Consider the following 13,994-nt stretch of genomic DNA (forward strand, 5'->3'; position numbering starts at 1 on the left):
CAAGTTTTCTATATCCGAGGAGGGATGGAATGAAAGCAGCACTCATACTTGAAACTGGGAAAATTTTATTAGGGGAGTCTTTTGGGGCGACGGGAGAGGCTTTTGGAGAAGTGGTCTTTAACACTGGAATGACCGGTTATCAAGAGGTGTTAACCGATCCGTCATATGCTGGACAAATGGTGTGTATGACGTATCCACTCATCGGGAACTACGGGATCAACAAAGTGGATGACCAATCGGATAAACCACAGGTCCAAGGGTTCATTGTAAAAGAGGCCGCGCGTAATCCCAGTCATTGGCAGATGGAAAAGAATCTTTCCAGGACCTTGGCGCAATCCGGAGTTGTAGGGATAAAGGGGATAGATACCCGTGCCTTAACGCGGATTATTCGAGAGCATGGCGTATTGCGCGGTGTTATTACCACCGAGGCAGAGGGTTTAAATGAATGGGCCCCCCGCTTGAAAACGTGGTCTGTTCCAACCGATGTTGTGGCTAAGGTCAGTACTCCAAAGCAATACACCTTACCAGCTGTCGGAACCGAGAAGGAATTATTTCATGTCGTAGTCATGGATTTTGGGATTAAGAAGAATATTTTGCAGGCTATGCAAGAAAACGGGTTTCGTCTGACAGTTGTTCCGCATACAACCCCTACAGAGCAGATCCTTAATCTCCAACCAGATGGAGTCTTTCTATCCAATGGACCAGGGGACCCTAAGGAGGTCATAACGGGGATACAAACGATTCAAGGGCTGATGGGCAAACGCCCTATTTTTGGGATTTGCCTGGGACATCAACTTTTATCCCTCGCTTTAGGGGGAGACACCTATAAGATGAAGTTTGGGCATCGGGGCGGAAATCAACCCGTACAAGATCTAGAGTCCAAACGAGTGACGATTACTTCGCAAAATCATGGCTATGCCATCTCAGAGGAAAGTCTGGGACAGACTCCTCTTTACGTAACCCATCGCAATCTAAATGATCAAAGTGTGGAAGGCGTCAAGCATCGGGATTTACCTGTTTTTTCGGTTCAATATCATCCGGAAGCAGGGCCTGGACCGAGTGAATCCCTTTATCTTTTTGATGAGTTTGCACGATTAATGCAGGAATGGAGGGCTGGTTATGCCTCTTAATCCGTCGTGGAAGAAGGTCCTTGTCATTGGGTCTGGGCCGATAGTGATTGGGCAAGCCGCAGAATTTGATTATGCAGGGACCCAAGCGTGCAGAGCTCTTCGTGAGGTAGGGGTGGAAGTAGTACTGGTTAACAGTAATCCAGCAACCATCATGACGGATGTGCAAACAGCAGATATTACCTATATCGAACCCCTGTTGCCAGAAATTTTGGAACGGATTATCAGCAAAGAACGCCCAGATGCTTTACTCCCTACATTAGGTGGTCAAACCGGTCTGAACCTAGCTATGGAATTGGAGCGCGACGGGCTTTTAAAACATTATAACGTGGACCTCATAGGCTGTGACTCGGAAACCATTTACAAAGCAGAAGATCGAGATGCATTCAAGGAAACAATGCTCACGCTGGGAGAACCAGTGGCTGAAAGTGTAATTGTAACGACCCGCGAAGAAGGGGAGGAGTTCGCTAGTAAGCAAGGTTTTCCACTAATTGTCCGCCCAGCTTATACTCTTGGAGGAACAGGCGGCGGGATTGTCAAAAACGCCAAACAATTGGAGGAAATTTTGCAGAAAGGTCTGCAAGCCAGCCCCATTGGGCAATGCCTTGTAGAGCGGAGTGTGGCCGGCTGGAAGGAAATTGAGTATGAAGTCATGCGAGACGCGGCAGATAACTGTATTACGATTTGCAATATGGAAAATATCGACCCGGTAGGGATACACACTGGGGACAGTATCGTAGTTGCCCCGTCGCAAACCTTAAGTGATGTTGAATATCAGATGTTGCGTGCCTCATCCTTAAAGATTATTCGGGCTCTGGGAGTTAACGGAGGGTGTAATGTTCAATTTGCCTTGAATCCGCTAAATAAAGAGTATGTTGTTATTGAAGTAAATCCTCGGGTCAGTCGCTCAAGCGCACTCGCCTCTAAAGCGACCGGATATCCAATAGCCAAGATGGCTGCTCTTTTGTCCGTCGGCTTTACTCTTCCAGAATTGACGAACCCTGTGACAGGGCACACCAGTGCTTGTTTTGAGCCGGCCCTTGACTATGTGGTCGTTAAATTCCCCAGATGGCCTTTCGATAAATTTCCTGCCGCTGATCATCGTCTGGGTACACAAATGAAAGCGACCGGAGAGGTGATGGCGATGGAGCGGACGTTGGAAGCGGCCCTCCTAAAAGCGACTCGATCTTTGGAAGTTGGTACTGTTGGTCTTCGGATTAAGGCTTCCGGGGGCTGGACAGAGATGGAGATTGAAGACAAACTTACTACGGCAGATCATGAACGTTTTTTTGCGATTCCCGAAGCGTTTCGCCGAGATTGGACTATACTTGAAGTACAGATGCTCACCCAGATTGATCCCTTCTATTTGTATAAAATTAAAGAACTCGTTTTACTGGAACAGCACTTACAAAATAAACCATTAACCACTGAGTTACTGCGCCTGGCAAAGGTTCTAGGGTTCTCTGATTTAGCGATTGCTAAGCTTACGGGACGCTCGGAAGAGACGGTTCGTGCCATGCGTATGGACTGCGGGATTATTCCGGTTTATAAAACGGTTGATACGTGTGCAGCAGAGTTTGCTTCGGCAACCCCTTATTACTATTCCAGCTACGAGGAAGAAGATGAGGGCAAGGTAAGTACTGGTCCCAAAGTAGTAGTTTTAGGTTCAGGCCCTATTCGAATTGGGCAAGGAATTGAGTTTGATTATTGCTCTGTACATGCGCTTACAGCTTTGCAAGAAGCAGGTGTAGAAGCCATTATGATCAATAATAATCCAGAAACGGTATCCACAGATTTTGATATCGCAGATAAACTGTACTTTGAGCCATTGACCATTGAAGACGTGCTTCATGTCTTGAATAAAGAAAAAGCGGATGGAGTCTTGGTCCAATTTGGAGGACAGACGGCCATAAATTTAGCGGGCCGCCTGAAGCTTGCCGGCGTTCAAGTATTAGGAACCCCGGTTGATGCGATTGATATGGCTGAGGATCGAGAGCGTTTTGCTGATTTATTAAGTCGTCTTGGAATCCCTCAATCTGAAGGACGAAGCGTTATTTCAGTTGATCAGGCCAAGAAAATTTCTGAGGAGCTTGAATTTCCAGTGATCGTCCGCCCATCCTATGTGATCGGAGGTCGCGCCATGCAAGTGGTAGAGAACTTAGGTCAACTGGAAGATTATTTAAGGCGCGCGATCAACTTGTCTCAAGAACATCCAATCTTGGTGGATCGGTATTTGGACGGAAAAGAAGTTGAAGTTGATGCAGTTTCAGACGGAGAGACAACTGTAATAGCAGGCATCATGGAGCATATCGAACGCGCCGGCGTCCACTCGGGGGACAGTCTGGCAGTTTATCCTCCCCAGAGTTTAACTCCCGCTGAAATTGAACAAATTGAGGACTTCACATGTCGTTTGGCAGAAGGAATTGGGATTAGGGGGCTTATCAATATTCAATTTGTGGTCGTGCGAGGTAAAGTGTATGTTTTAGAAGTGAACCCTCGTGCAAGCCGTACAGTGCCGATTCTTTCTAAAGTCACTGGGATTCCCTTAGTCAACTTGGCGGTTCAAGTTGCCCTTGGCAAAACCTTAAAGGGAATGGGCTATGCTCATGGTCTTGCTCCTGAAGTACCGTTCGTCGTGGTAAAGGCCCCTGTCTTTTCCTTCGAGAAGTTGACTAAGGTCGAAACCTCCTTGGGACCTGAAATGAAATCAACGGGTGAGGTCTTAGGGATGGACACACAATTTGGGCATGCGTTGGCAAAAGCTTTTGCGGCCTCCCGTATTCCGTTACCTAATGATGGGAATATTTTAGTATCTGTAGCAGAAAAGGATCGCCCAGAAGCTATTACTTTGGCTCGACAGTTGGCTCAGTTAGGGTTCGGCGTCAAAGGAACCGGAGACACTGCCAAGGCTTTGGCCCTGTGCGGGGTAGGAGTCGAAGTTGTAAGTGAAGAAAGTGAAGCCCTTCAAGAAGCCATCAGGCAACGAGAATTCTCCTTCATCCTCAGTACGTCCACTAAAGGAACCCCGGAGAGAACGGGTTATCTGTTGAGGAGGTTAGCGGCTGAACACGGGGTGCCCTGTTTCTCCTCAATGGATACTGCGAAAGCAGTTGTTCGAGCGTTTCAAGAGATACGGAGTGACACCGCTCCTCAGGTGCTTTCTTTACAGGAGTATTTGGTTATGTAGGGGAAATATAGTTAATGGATACAAGAGGCTTTTAGCTCGGCGTATTTTTATGAAAAGTGCAGGTCAAATTGAGTGTGAACTCATTGACCTGCATTTTTTCTTAACTTTCTTCTATCTGGAATCTGCGGCCATTTCAGGAATGGCCTTAATCGGTTATAGACCCAACGTGATTCCTTCGTCAAGAGGGGTCCCAGAATGGCGAGAATAAGAACATACAAGGCGGCAAATGGTTGCAACGAAGTCAATAATCCGCCTGCTTTCGCAAGAGTGGCTAAAATGATAGAAAACTCACCCCTCGAAATAATAGTCAGACCAATATTGAGTGAGGCTTTGTAGGAGAGACGAGCCTTTCGCCCAGCCCAAACACCTGACACAACATTGCCTAAAAGGGTTAAAATGACAGCAGCTACGGCAGGCCAAACAGCCCCGCCTAAGGCAAAGGGGTCGATGCTTAGACCAAAACTAAAGAAGAAAAGGGAACCAAAAAAATCTCTAAAGGAAACAATTAAATGTTCTATGCGTTCGGAATGATCTGTTTCTGCCAGTACCAGACCAATTAATAAAGCTCCGATGGCTTCAGCAATGTGCAAAGTTTCGGAAAAACCCGCTACCAAAACCAAGATAGCAAAAATTACAAGCATAAAGGTTTCGTCGGAAGGGATATCCAACCAACGGTCTAGTTCTGGAACCAACTTATGCCCCAAAAACAAAAACCCGCCGATAAATAAAAGGGCCATTAGTGCGCTTGTTACTATCTCTGAAACGGAGGTTGAACCGGCAAGAACCAGGCCGGAAACAACCGAGAAATAAATAGCAACGAAGACATCTTGAAACATCATCAAACCCAAAATGATCTCAGTTTCATCATTAGCTGCTCTCTTTAAATCAACAATTACTTTCGCTACGATTGCGCTGGAGGAAATAGTCATAATCCCTGCCACAACAAGTATTTCCTTCACCGGCCAACCCAACAGTAAAGGAAATATAATAGCTATGGATAAGTTAATAACCATATAAATTATCCCGGTTCTGATTATGGATGGCCCCGCACTCAAAAGACGTTTAATCGAGAACTCCAACCCTAAGGAAAACAGGAGAAACAGCACCCCTAAACGTCCCATGAAGTCAATTAACGGGGCGCTCTGAATGAATCTAAAGTCAAAGACGCTTATGTGAGGTGCCTGTGGACCAACTACCATGCCAGTCAGAATTAGAATTGGCACAATAGAAATCCTGAGTTTACCAGCCAGAATTCCTGCACCCGCAATTAAAGCCAGTGCAAGCCCTATTTCCAGTATCAGGTGTTCCATTATTGAACACATCCGTGAAATAATAACTTTTTACACGCCTTAACCTGGTGCTTTTCACCAAGAATTACAACTGTAGCGCCGCTTTGAAAGGTTGCCTCGGGACCGGGATTGACTATTTTGCTCTGATCATGTTCTACTATTGCAATAACTGTCCCGCCAGTATCCTTTCGGATACGCATATTCCCGATGGTTTTTCCTATAGCATAAGCATCAGGCTCAATTTTGTACCATTCTATAAGCATATCGCCTAAGGCAACATCCACAGTCTCTAATGCTTTAGGGCGATAACTCATCCCTCCGAGTATAGCGGCTATATTACGCGATTCTTCGTCATCTAAAGTTACCATCGAGATAGAATCATCCGGGTCCTCACGATAAAAATGATAAATTTCCCTGCGTCCGTCATCATGTACCACAATAACGATCTTTTCTCCGCTGCGGGTTTGGAGCTGAAACTTCTTGCCAATTCCCGGTAAATCTATTTCTTTAATTAATTTCATGTTGTCAACCTCCATCATTAGTCTAACAAAAGGGAAGGCAGTAATTTCATATAAAATAGGCATTTTTTAAGGTCTTTGATTGTCGATTTAGCTAGGCTTAATTATATAAGTATTTTATTCATTACTCCTGTCATTAGCCTATACAATTCTGATTTTCCTGTCAACATTTAATGATTAAATTATAATTTTACCTAAATAACATGGGTGAAGCCTATCTCAAGTCAAATAACTGTAGAAAACCGGTATATCCGTATGTCTTTCTTAAAATGAAATGATAAAAAATGATTTTGTCACAATTTCGTTAGCTACATGAGAGAAATGGTGTCAGAATTAAAAAACAAGGCTATTGCTTAATTCGTTAGAGATAGTTATAAGTGGTTAAAGGTTTGAAATAATATAGCAATATCCCTCGAGCATGTCGCAAAGCTCCTAATAGAGTTCGTGTAGGAGCTTTTTAGTCTTAGTCAGTATAAACTGACTTTTGCCAGTCTGAAATAACTGCTTTTTTGAAGAACGATAAGCTTATAACTTATAAATTCACAACACGCCTAAAAGGCAATCCAACCAACCATTATTACGATAATAAGAGTAAGGAAAAAAGATTTAGCTATTGAATTATTATGCATATTCTTGTATAATAATTCATATTAAAGGAGTGGGTGCAATGATGAAAACAATCGATAGATCACTATTTAAAGGACGGGACTTTATTTCCTTTCATGATTTTAACCAAGATGAATTAAGTTTTATATTAGAAGTAGCTAAAGATCTTAAGGCAGAGCAAAGAGCTGGACGCCCTCATCCGATTCTTCAAGGAAAAACGCTGGGAATGGTGTTCACGAAGTCATCAACGCGAACTCGCGTTTCTTTTGAGGTTGGTATGTATCAACTTGGGGGACATGCACTTTTTCTAAGTGGACGGGATATCCAACTAGGCAGAGGAGAGCCTATTTCTGATACAGCACGTGTTCTTTCCAGGATGGTCGACGGAATTATGATTCGAACCTTTAGTCATCAAGAGGTCTTAGAGTTGGCAGAGTTCTCTACGATTCCGATTATTAATGGACTTACAGACCTGCTTCACCCTTGTCAAGTCTTGGCAGATCTCATGACAATACAGGAGCATAAAGGGCGCTTAGAGGGCCTGAAGCTGGCCTACGTGGGGGATGGAAACAATATGGCTCATTCTCTAATGTTTGGCGGCGCCAAGATGGGATTGCATGTTGTCATCGCTTCCCCTCAGGGTTATAAGCCCGATCCACTAATTATTGCCAAGGCTCAAGCTGATGCCAAGGATAACGGTGGTTTAGTAGAAGTTGTAGATGATCCCTCAGAAGCGGTAAAAGGGGCCGATGTGCTTTATACGGATGTTTGGGCAAGTATGGGTCAAGAAGCTGAGGCAAAGGAACGTATGGAGGCTTTTAAAGGCTATCAGATTAATTCAGATTCGCTGAAACGGGCCAATCAATCTGCTATTGTGTTGCATTGTCTCCCTGCTCACCGTGGTGAGGAGATTACGGAGGATGTAATTGAAGGAGCCCAATCCGTCGTCTTTGACGAGGCAGAAAACCGTCTGCACGCTCAAAAAGCAGTCATGGCGTTAGTTATGGCTTAATGTATTTCTCATTAACTTTTGATTTCTCGATGACTTGCGTGTAATCTGAAAAGTATAGTAGTATACTATACACAATACTTGGACATTTTTTTTAATAAAGAGGGAGATTAGAAATGAAAAAAGTTGTTTTAGCGTATTCTGGCGGATTAGATACTTCCATTATTATTCCTTGGCTTAAGGAGACATATGGGTATGAAGTGATTGCTATGGCCGCTGATCTTGGGCAAGGAGAAGAGCTGGCTCCCCTTCAGGAAAAGGCGATTAAAAGCGGTGCAAGCAAACTGTATATAGAAGATCTGAGAGAGGAATTTCTCACGGAATTTATTTTTCCAACGCTAAAGGCTGGAGCAGTTTATGAAGGAAGCTATCTCTTAGGGACCTCCTTTGCTCGTCCGTTGATTGCTCGTCGTTTAGTAGAAATTGCGGCAAAGGAAGGCGCGGTGGCGATTGCCCATGGAGCAACAGGCAAGGGGAATGACCAAGTCCGTTTTGAACTAAGTGTCAAAGCTCTTAATCCAGAATTGGAGATCATTGCACCATGGCGGATTTGGGATCTCAAGTCTCGTGAGGATTGCATTGACTATGCCCAAGCACGTGGAATTCCTGTTCCGGTGACTAAGGACCGTCCGTATAGCATGGACCGCAACCTTTGGCATTTAAGCCACGAGGGAGGGGATTTGGAAGATCCTTGGAATGAACCCAAACGTGACTTGTATTTATTAGGAGTTTCTCCCGAGGATGCACCAGATGAGGCAACCTATCTCGAACTGGGATTTGAACAAGGGGTTCCTAAATCTTTGGATGGTCAGAAAATCACCCCTGTAGCTTTATTGGAAACCCTCAACGAACTTGGCGGTAAAAATGGGGTCGGAATCATTGATATGGTTGAAAATCGGCTTGTGGGCATGAAATCGCGCGGTGTCTATGAGACTCCAGGCGGAACGATTCTTTATATGGCTCACCAAGCGCTGGAACGTCTCACGCTTGATCGTTTAACGCTCCATTATAAAGAACAAATTGCTTTGAAATATGCTGAAATCGTGTATGATGGAGTGTGGTATTCTCCGTTGCGCGAAGCCTTGGATGCCTTTGTTAATGTGACTCAGAAAAATGCTACAGGGACAGTACGAGTAAAATTATACAAAGGAAATTGCACTTTAGCAGGTGTAAAATCCCCTTATTCTCTCTATAATGAGGCATATGCAACCTTTGGAGAAGATGGTGTATATGATCAAAAAGATGCGGGAGGCTTTATTAACCTCTTCGGGTTGCCACTTAAAGTAAGAGCTTTAATGGAGAAAGAATCAGGGTTGCGTAAATAAGAGAGTGAAAGAGTAGCGCCGGAACCCGGCGCTTTCTTTTTAGTACTAAATGGAGAATACAATAGATGAAAGGGAGATGTAACGTGAAGCTTTGGGGCGGACGTTTTGAAAAAAGTACAGAGGGATTGGTGGAAGACTTTCATTCCTCAATTCGTTTCGATCAACGCCTGTACAAACAAGATATTCAAGGAAGTATAGCCCATGCAAGAATGCTTGGGAATGTCGGAGTTATCTCTGAAGTGGAAGCAAACCGATTGATACAGGGGTTGACTGAAATACTAGAAGAAATTCAAGCGGGAAAAGTGGAGTTTGAGATTGAGGCAGAAGACATTCATATGAATGTCGAGAAGCTTTTAACCGAGCGGATTGGGCCCGTAGGAAAAAAACTGCACACGGGACGCAGTAGAAATGATCAGGTTGCTTTAGACTTAAGACTCTTTTTGAAAAGTGAAATCGACCAAACTAAGAACCTGGCAGAACAGCTAATTCAAACGCTTCTCATATTATCAGAAGAGCATCTTGAAACATGGATGCCTGGGTATACTCATTTGCAAAAGGCACAGCCTATTACGCTGGCGCATCATCTGATGGCCTACGTGCAAATGTTTTTACGTGACTTGGGTCGACTTAAAGATACACGGAAACGGTTAAATATATCCCCACTGGGTTCAGGTGCTATGGCTGGAACGACGTTTCCACTTGACCGAGAGCAAGTGGCCATAGAACTGGGATTAGATGGAGTCACCTTAAACAGTCTCGATGGAGTGAGCGATCGGGATTTTGCGCTGGAATTTTTAGCAAGCGCGTCGATCCTCATGATGCATTTGAGCCGACTGTGTGAAGAACTCGTCATTTGGTCCAGCGGGGAATTTCAGTTTATCTCGATGGATGATGGATATTCGACAGGGTCTAGTATCATGCCGCAAAAAAAGAACCCGGATGTCGCAGAATTAGTAAGAGGAAAAACTGGACGCGTGTATGGTGATTTGGTGGCCCTCTTAACCGTTATGAAAGGTCTTCCTCTCGCTTATAACAAAGATATGCAAGAAGATAAAGAACAGGTCTTTGATGCAGTGGATACAATTCAAAAATGCTTATTGGTTGTAGAACCAATGATAAGGACTATGCAGGTAAATCGAGACACGATGGCCTTTGGGGCAAAAGGCGGGTTTACGAATGCCACAGATTTAGCAGATTACATGGCTAAGAAAGGGGTACCCTTCCGGGAAGCTCATGAGTTAGTCGGGCGCATAGTTTTACAGTGCAGCAAAAAGAGAATTGGCTTGGAAGACTTAAGTTTAAGAGACTACCAGGAACTCTCCCCAATTTTTGAAGAGGATCTGTTTAGATCGATTAGAATAGAATATTGCGTTCGTGCTCGAAAGATTACAGGCGGCCCTTCACCAGAAACAGTTGCTGAGGCTATCAAGGTTAGTCGTAAAGCTTTAGAAAACTTGCTTTGGTAGGGGGGTAATGACTTAGGTTACTAGGTCTTGTACTAAACGAATATTCGAACCCAAAAAACTAAATAATTGTTATAGAGGATATGCGGAAAATAAGTCTTAACTTGGAATTGTGTACTTAAAAGGAGTATTCATACCGGTATGAGGTTTTAGAAAAGTCTGCACGATGCACCATCAAAGAATATAGACCCATGCTTTTCAACAGAATGAGGATAATAACTGTGTACAGCGTGGATAAACCTGTGGATAAGATCGAAATTCAATGTATTTATGGTGGATAAGCATGGGATGGAAAGTGGACAATTAGACTTTTCTTGTGGATAACTATTTTTCTTGTACGCAAAAATCCGACATAAAAACAGAATAGCCTAAAGCAAGGTCTTTAGGTTTCCTTTTATATCTAGCATAAAGTAAAAGTTTACTGTTAACAGTCTGGAAAATATCACTTTTTTTGCTAGGATAGATGTAACTTGGATTAGCACTGGCGGTCCTTTTTTGTCGGCATAAAACGTTTCAAATTTCTTTATTTTTAGCGTAAAGCAGGAAAATCCTGAATAGAGGTCGAAATTCTCACGCATGATTTTAAAAAGATATTGCATCCTATAGTTAGATAGAAATGAATCGAACTATGTTTGAGAGTAGGAAGAGAGGCATAATCAATGGAAAACCGAACAATGCTCACAGATCTTTATCAATTAACTATGATGCAGGGTTATTTAGTTAATGGTTGTCAGAATAAAGAGGCAGTATTTGATGTTTACTTTCGCTCGTTGCCGTTTAAAGGGGGATATGCTTTGGCGGCAGGGCTTGAACAAGTCGTTGAATATATAGAGAACCTCACCTTTGGGGAAGAGGATTTGAAGTATCTGAGAAGCCTAAACTTATTTAACGAGGAGTTTATTAGTGAGCTGAGTAACTTCCGCTTCACGGGGGACATTGATGCGATTCCAGAGGGGACTCCAGTCTTTCCGTATGAGCCGCTATTGCGTGTTAAAGGGCGTATTTTTGAAACTCAGTTGTTGGAGACTACTATTCTTAACTTAGTTAATTTTGAAACTCTCATTGCTACAAAAGCCTCCCGTGTGGTTACGGCTGCAGATGGAGGCCCAGTGATGGAGTTTGGCTTGCGGAGAGCCCAAGGCCCAGACGCAGGGGTCTTAGGCGCAAGGGCAGCTTTTATCGGTGGATGTCAATCCACCTCCAATGTCTTAGCAGGGATGCGTTATGGTATACCTGTGGCAGGAACCCAGGCTCACAGTTGGATTCAATGTTTTCCAACAGAACTGGAAGCATTTCGAGCCTATGCCCATACTTTTCCGGATCTATGTTTGTTGCTAGTAGATACATATAATGTCCTCAAATCTGGAGTACCTAACGCGATTAAAGTAGGGCTTGAGCTTGAGGCAGAAGGGCATCATTTCCTAGGTATTCGTCTGGACAGTGGAGATTTAACGTATTTGTCTAAAGAAGCCCGTCGCATGCTTGATGAAGCAGGACTTAAGAATGCTATCATTGTTGCATCGAATGATTTAGATGAGGAAACTATCTTCGCCATTCGAGCCCAAGGGGCAGCAATTAATTCCTGGGGTGTTGGAACGAATCTCATTACAGCCAAGGATAACCCTTCTTTAGGCGGAGTCTACAAACTGGCCGCTGAAGGAGAACCGGGTAATTTCCATCCTCGTTTGAAGGTCTCGGAAAACATTACTAAGATCACTAATCCTGGAATTAAGAAAGTTGTGCGCTTTTACGATAGGGCAGGCAAAGCTATGGCAGATCTTATTGCCCTGGAAGATGAAGTCTTTGAGGAAGATAAACCGCTGACAATTTTCGATCCCATTCAGACGTGGAAAAGGAAGACATTAAAAAATTTCCGAACAAAAGAACTCTTGAAGCCTGTTTTTAGAGATGGAAAACGAGTGTATGATTTACCGAATCTCAAGGAAATTCAACTTTATGCTCGAAAAGAATTAGACTCTTTCTGGGATGAAGTGAAACGATTGACGAATCCGCACCGCTATATTGTAGATCTGTCGACCAATCTCTTTGAGTTAAAACACCAGTTACTTTTGACGATTCACAATGATATTAAAGAAACGAACAAGGAGTGGAGTAAGAATGTGGACAGATAATGAATTATCGGCACGAATTGATCAAACAGTGGAATGGTTGCAAGAAAAAGTAACCGAAGCCAACGCTAAGGGAGTAGTGGTGGGAATCTCTGGGGGGGTAGACTCTGCTGTAGTTGCGGGGCTCTGTAGTCGAGCATTTCCGGAAAATTGCATTGGAGTAGTTATGCCCAGTCACTCTAATCCAGATGATACAGAAGATGCACTATGGATTGCAGAGGGCTTTGAAATAAGAACAATAGAGGTAAACCTGAGCGGTGCCCATACACAGGTCATGGGGCAGGTCAAGAAGGGCTTGGAAAGTATAAGCTGTAATTTAGTGGCTGAAAAGATGAGCCAAGGTAATTTGAAGGCTCGTTTGCGTATGTCAACACTGTATGCCGTGGCTAATGCCATGAACTATATGGTAGTAGGAACGGATAATGCCCCTGAAAGTTACACCGGATATTTTACAAAATATGGTGACGGTGGTGTCGATCTCTTACCGATCAGTTCACTTACAAAGACAGAAGTGCGCGCTTGGGCGAGGATGTTGGGATTGCCAATGAGAATCGCTACCCGTGTACCGACTGCGGGGTTGTGGCCGGGTCAGACAGATGAATCTGAACTAGGAATTACCTATGATCAGATAGATCGCTATCTGCTGGGGGAAGAAGTCTCGCCTGAAGTTCAAGAACGTATTGAGTCTCTCCATCGTCAGAGTGAACATAAACGTAATATGCCGCCAAGCCTTGAGCTTCCGAAACTTGAGAGGTTAGATTAACGTGCGTATAGGAGTAGACATTGACGGAGTAATTTCCGATAGCTATCCAATTTGGTTACAGGAGTTAAATCGCCACTACGGTAAGAATATACCGTTTATCGATGATTATAATATGCATGTAGCTTTTGATGTAACAACTGAGGATATGAACGACTTTTTCGAGACTAATATAGAACGTTTGCTTATGATGCCAGAACCTGTACCGGGCGCAAAAAAAGGGATAGAAACTCTTCTTCAGGAAGGACATGAAATAATTTATATCACAGCCCGAACCCCTGAACAAAAGGATCTCACAGTGCGCTGGTTTGCGTTAAGAGAAATCCATCATAAGCATGTGCTCTTCACAGGGTTTGGCAGTAAGGTGGACTTCGTTAAAGAATGGGGAATCGAGGCCTTTATCGAAGATTACCAAGTAAATGCTAAATTAATAGCGGAATGCGGGGTGCCAGTGTTTCTATTAAATGCAAGTTATAATCAACAAGAGCTTCCTCCAGGTATTACCCGTTGCCATAGTTGGGAGGAAATAATTATGGGCATACAAGAACTCTGCCCGAAAAATTCCTAACGTTTAAAGGGCC

The 13,994-nt window shown here is 43.7% G+C and carries 10 protein-coding genes; 8 read left to right on the forward strand and 2 right to left on the reverse strand.

Going from position 1 to position 13,994, the window contains the following annotated elements; genetic code table 11:
• Nucleotides 1-29 precede the first annotated feature (29 nt).
• Nucleotides 30-1,130 carry a glutamine-hydrolyzing carbamoyl-phosphate synthase small subunit gene (gene carA / locus LJE72_RS09140; RefSeq protein ID WP_229247270.1) on the forward strand — a complete coding sequence of 367 codons (1,101 nt, stop codon included), beginning with the start codon at nt 30-32 and terminating at the stop codon, nt 1,128-1,130.
• Nucleotides 1,120-4,314 (forward strand): carbamoyl-phosphate synthase large subunit, encoded by a 3,195-nt coding sequence (gene carB, locus LJE72_RS09145; protein ID WP_229247271.1) that lies wholly within the window; start codon nt 1,120-1,122, stop codon nt 4,312-4,314. The genes carA and carB overlap by 11 nt, the downstream gene beginning before the upstream one ends.
• Before the next feature lie 80 nt (nt 4,315-4,394).
• Here the strand turns inward: carB and LJE72_RS09150 are convergent, their stop codons facing one another.
• Together LJE72_RS09150 and LJE72_RS09155 are read right to left on the reverse strand one after the other, a co-directional pair.
• Nucleotides 4,395-5,624 (reverse strand): cation:proton antiporter, encoded by a 1,230-nt coding sequence (locus LJE72_RS09150; protein WP_229247272.1) that lies wholly within the window; start codon nt 5,622-5,624, stop codon nt 4,395-4,397.
• Entirely contained in the window at nt 5,624-6,124 is a 501-nt protein-coding gene (locus LJE72_RS09155; protein WP_229247273.1) for a cation:proton antiporter regulatory subunit, read from the reverse strand. Before LJE72_RS09155 ends, LJE72_RS09150 begins: the two co-directional genes overlap by 1 nt.
• Nucleotides 6,125-6,791: 667 nt before the next feature.
• Between LJE72_RS09155 and argF the strand changes: the two genes are divergently transcribed.
• The 6 genes from argF to LJE72_RS09185 all read left to right on the forward strand — a co-directional run bounded on the left by argF (nt 6,792) and on the right by LJE72_RS09185 (nt 13,981).
• The gene (argF, locus tag LJE72_RS09160) at nt 6,792-7,739 is read left to right on the forward strand and encodes an ornithine carbamoyltransferase (RefSeq protein WP_229247380.1); all 948 of its coding nucleotides are present in this window, start codon (nt 6,792-6,794) and stop codon (nt 7,737-7,739) included.
• 113 nt (nt 7,740-7,852) lie between these two features.
• Nucleotides 7,853-9,061, forward strand: coding sequence for an argininosuccinate synthase (locus LJE72_RS09165; protein WP_229247274.1), 1,209 nt, complete (start codon nt 7,853-7,855; stop codon nt 9,059-9,061).
• 83 nt (nt 9,062-9,144) lie between these two features.
• Entirely contained in the window at nt 9,145-10,527 is a 1,383-nt protein-coding gene (gene argH, locus LJE72_RS09170; protein WP_229247381.1) for an argininosuccinate lyase, read from the forward strand.
• A gap of 656 nt (nt 10,528-11,183) precedes the next feature.
• Nucleotides 11,184-12,656, forward strand: a complete 1,473-nt coding sequence (locus tag LJE72_RS09175) for a nicotinate phosphoribosyltransferase (protein ID WP_229247275.1) — start codon at nt 11,184-11,186, stop codon at nt 12,654-12,656.
• Nucleotides 12,643-13,416 carry an NAD(+) synthase gene (nadE, locus tag LJE72_RS09180; RefSeq protein ID WP_229247276.1) on the forward strand — a complete coding sequence of 258 codons (774 nt, stop codon included), beginning with the start codon at nt 12,643-12,645 and terminating at the stop codon, nt 13,414-13,416. The genes LJE72_RS09175 and nadE overlap by 14 nt, the downstream gene beginning before the upstream one ends.
• Before the next feature lies 1 nt (nt 13,417).
• Nucleotides 13,418-13,981, forward strand: coding sequence for a 5' nucleotidase, NT5C type (locus LJE72_RS09185; protein ID WP_229247277.1), 564 nt, complete (start codon nt 13,418-13,420; stop codon nt 13,979-13,981).
• Nucleotides 13,982-13,994 lie beyond the last annotated feature (13 nt).

The organism is Desulfosporosinus shakirovi, from assembly GCF_020595055.1.
GTDB lineage: Bacteria > Bacillota > Desulfitobacteriia > Desulfitobacteriales > Desulfitobacteriaceae > Desulfosporosinus > Desulfosporosinus shakirovi.

Coding starts and splice junctions, on each gene's coding strand:
- carA (WP_229247270.1), top strand. CDS start 30: ATGAAAGCAGCACTCATACTTGAAACTGGGAAAATTTTATTAGGGGAG.
- carB (WP_229247271.1), top strand. CDS start 1,120: ATGCCTCTTAATCCGTCGTGGAAGAAGGTCCTTGTCATTGGGTCTGGG.
- LJE72_RS09150 (WP_229247272.1), bottom strand. CDS start 5,624: ATGGAACACCTGATACTGGAAATAGGGCTTGCACTGGCTTTAATTGCG.
- LJE72_RS09155 (WP_229247273.1), bottom strand. CDS start 6,124: ATGAAATTAATTAAAGAAATAGATTTACCGGGAATTGGCAAGAAGTTT.
- argF (WP_229247380.1), top strand. CDS start 6,792: ATGAAAACAATCGATAGATCACTATTTAAAGGACGGGACTTTATTTCC.
- LJE72_RS09165 (WP_229247274.1), top strand. CDS start 7,853: ATGAAAAAAGTTGTTTTAGCGTATTCTGGCGGATTAGATACTTCCATT.
- LJE72_RS09175 (WP_229247275.1), top strand. CDS start 11,184: ATGGAAAACCGAACAATGCTCACAGATCTTTATCAATTAACTATGATG.
- nadE (WP_229247276.1), top strand. CDS start 12,643: ATGTGGACAGATAATGAATTATCGGCACGAATTGATCAAACAGTGGAA.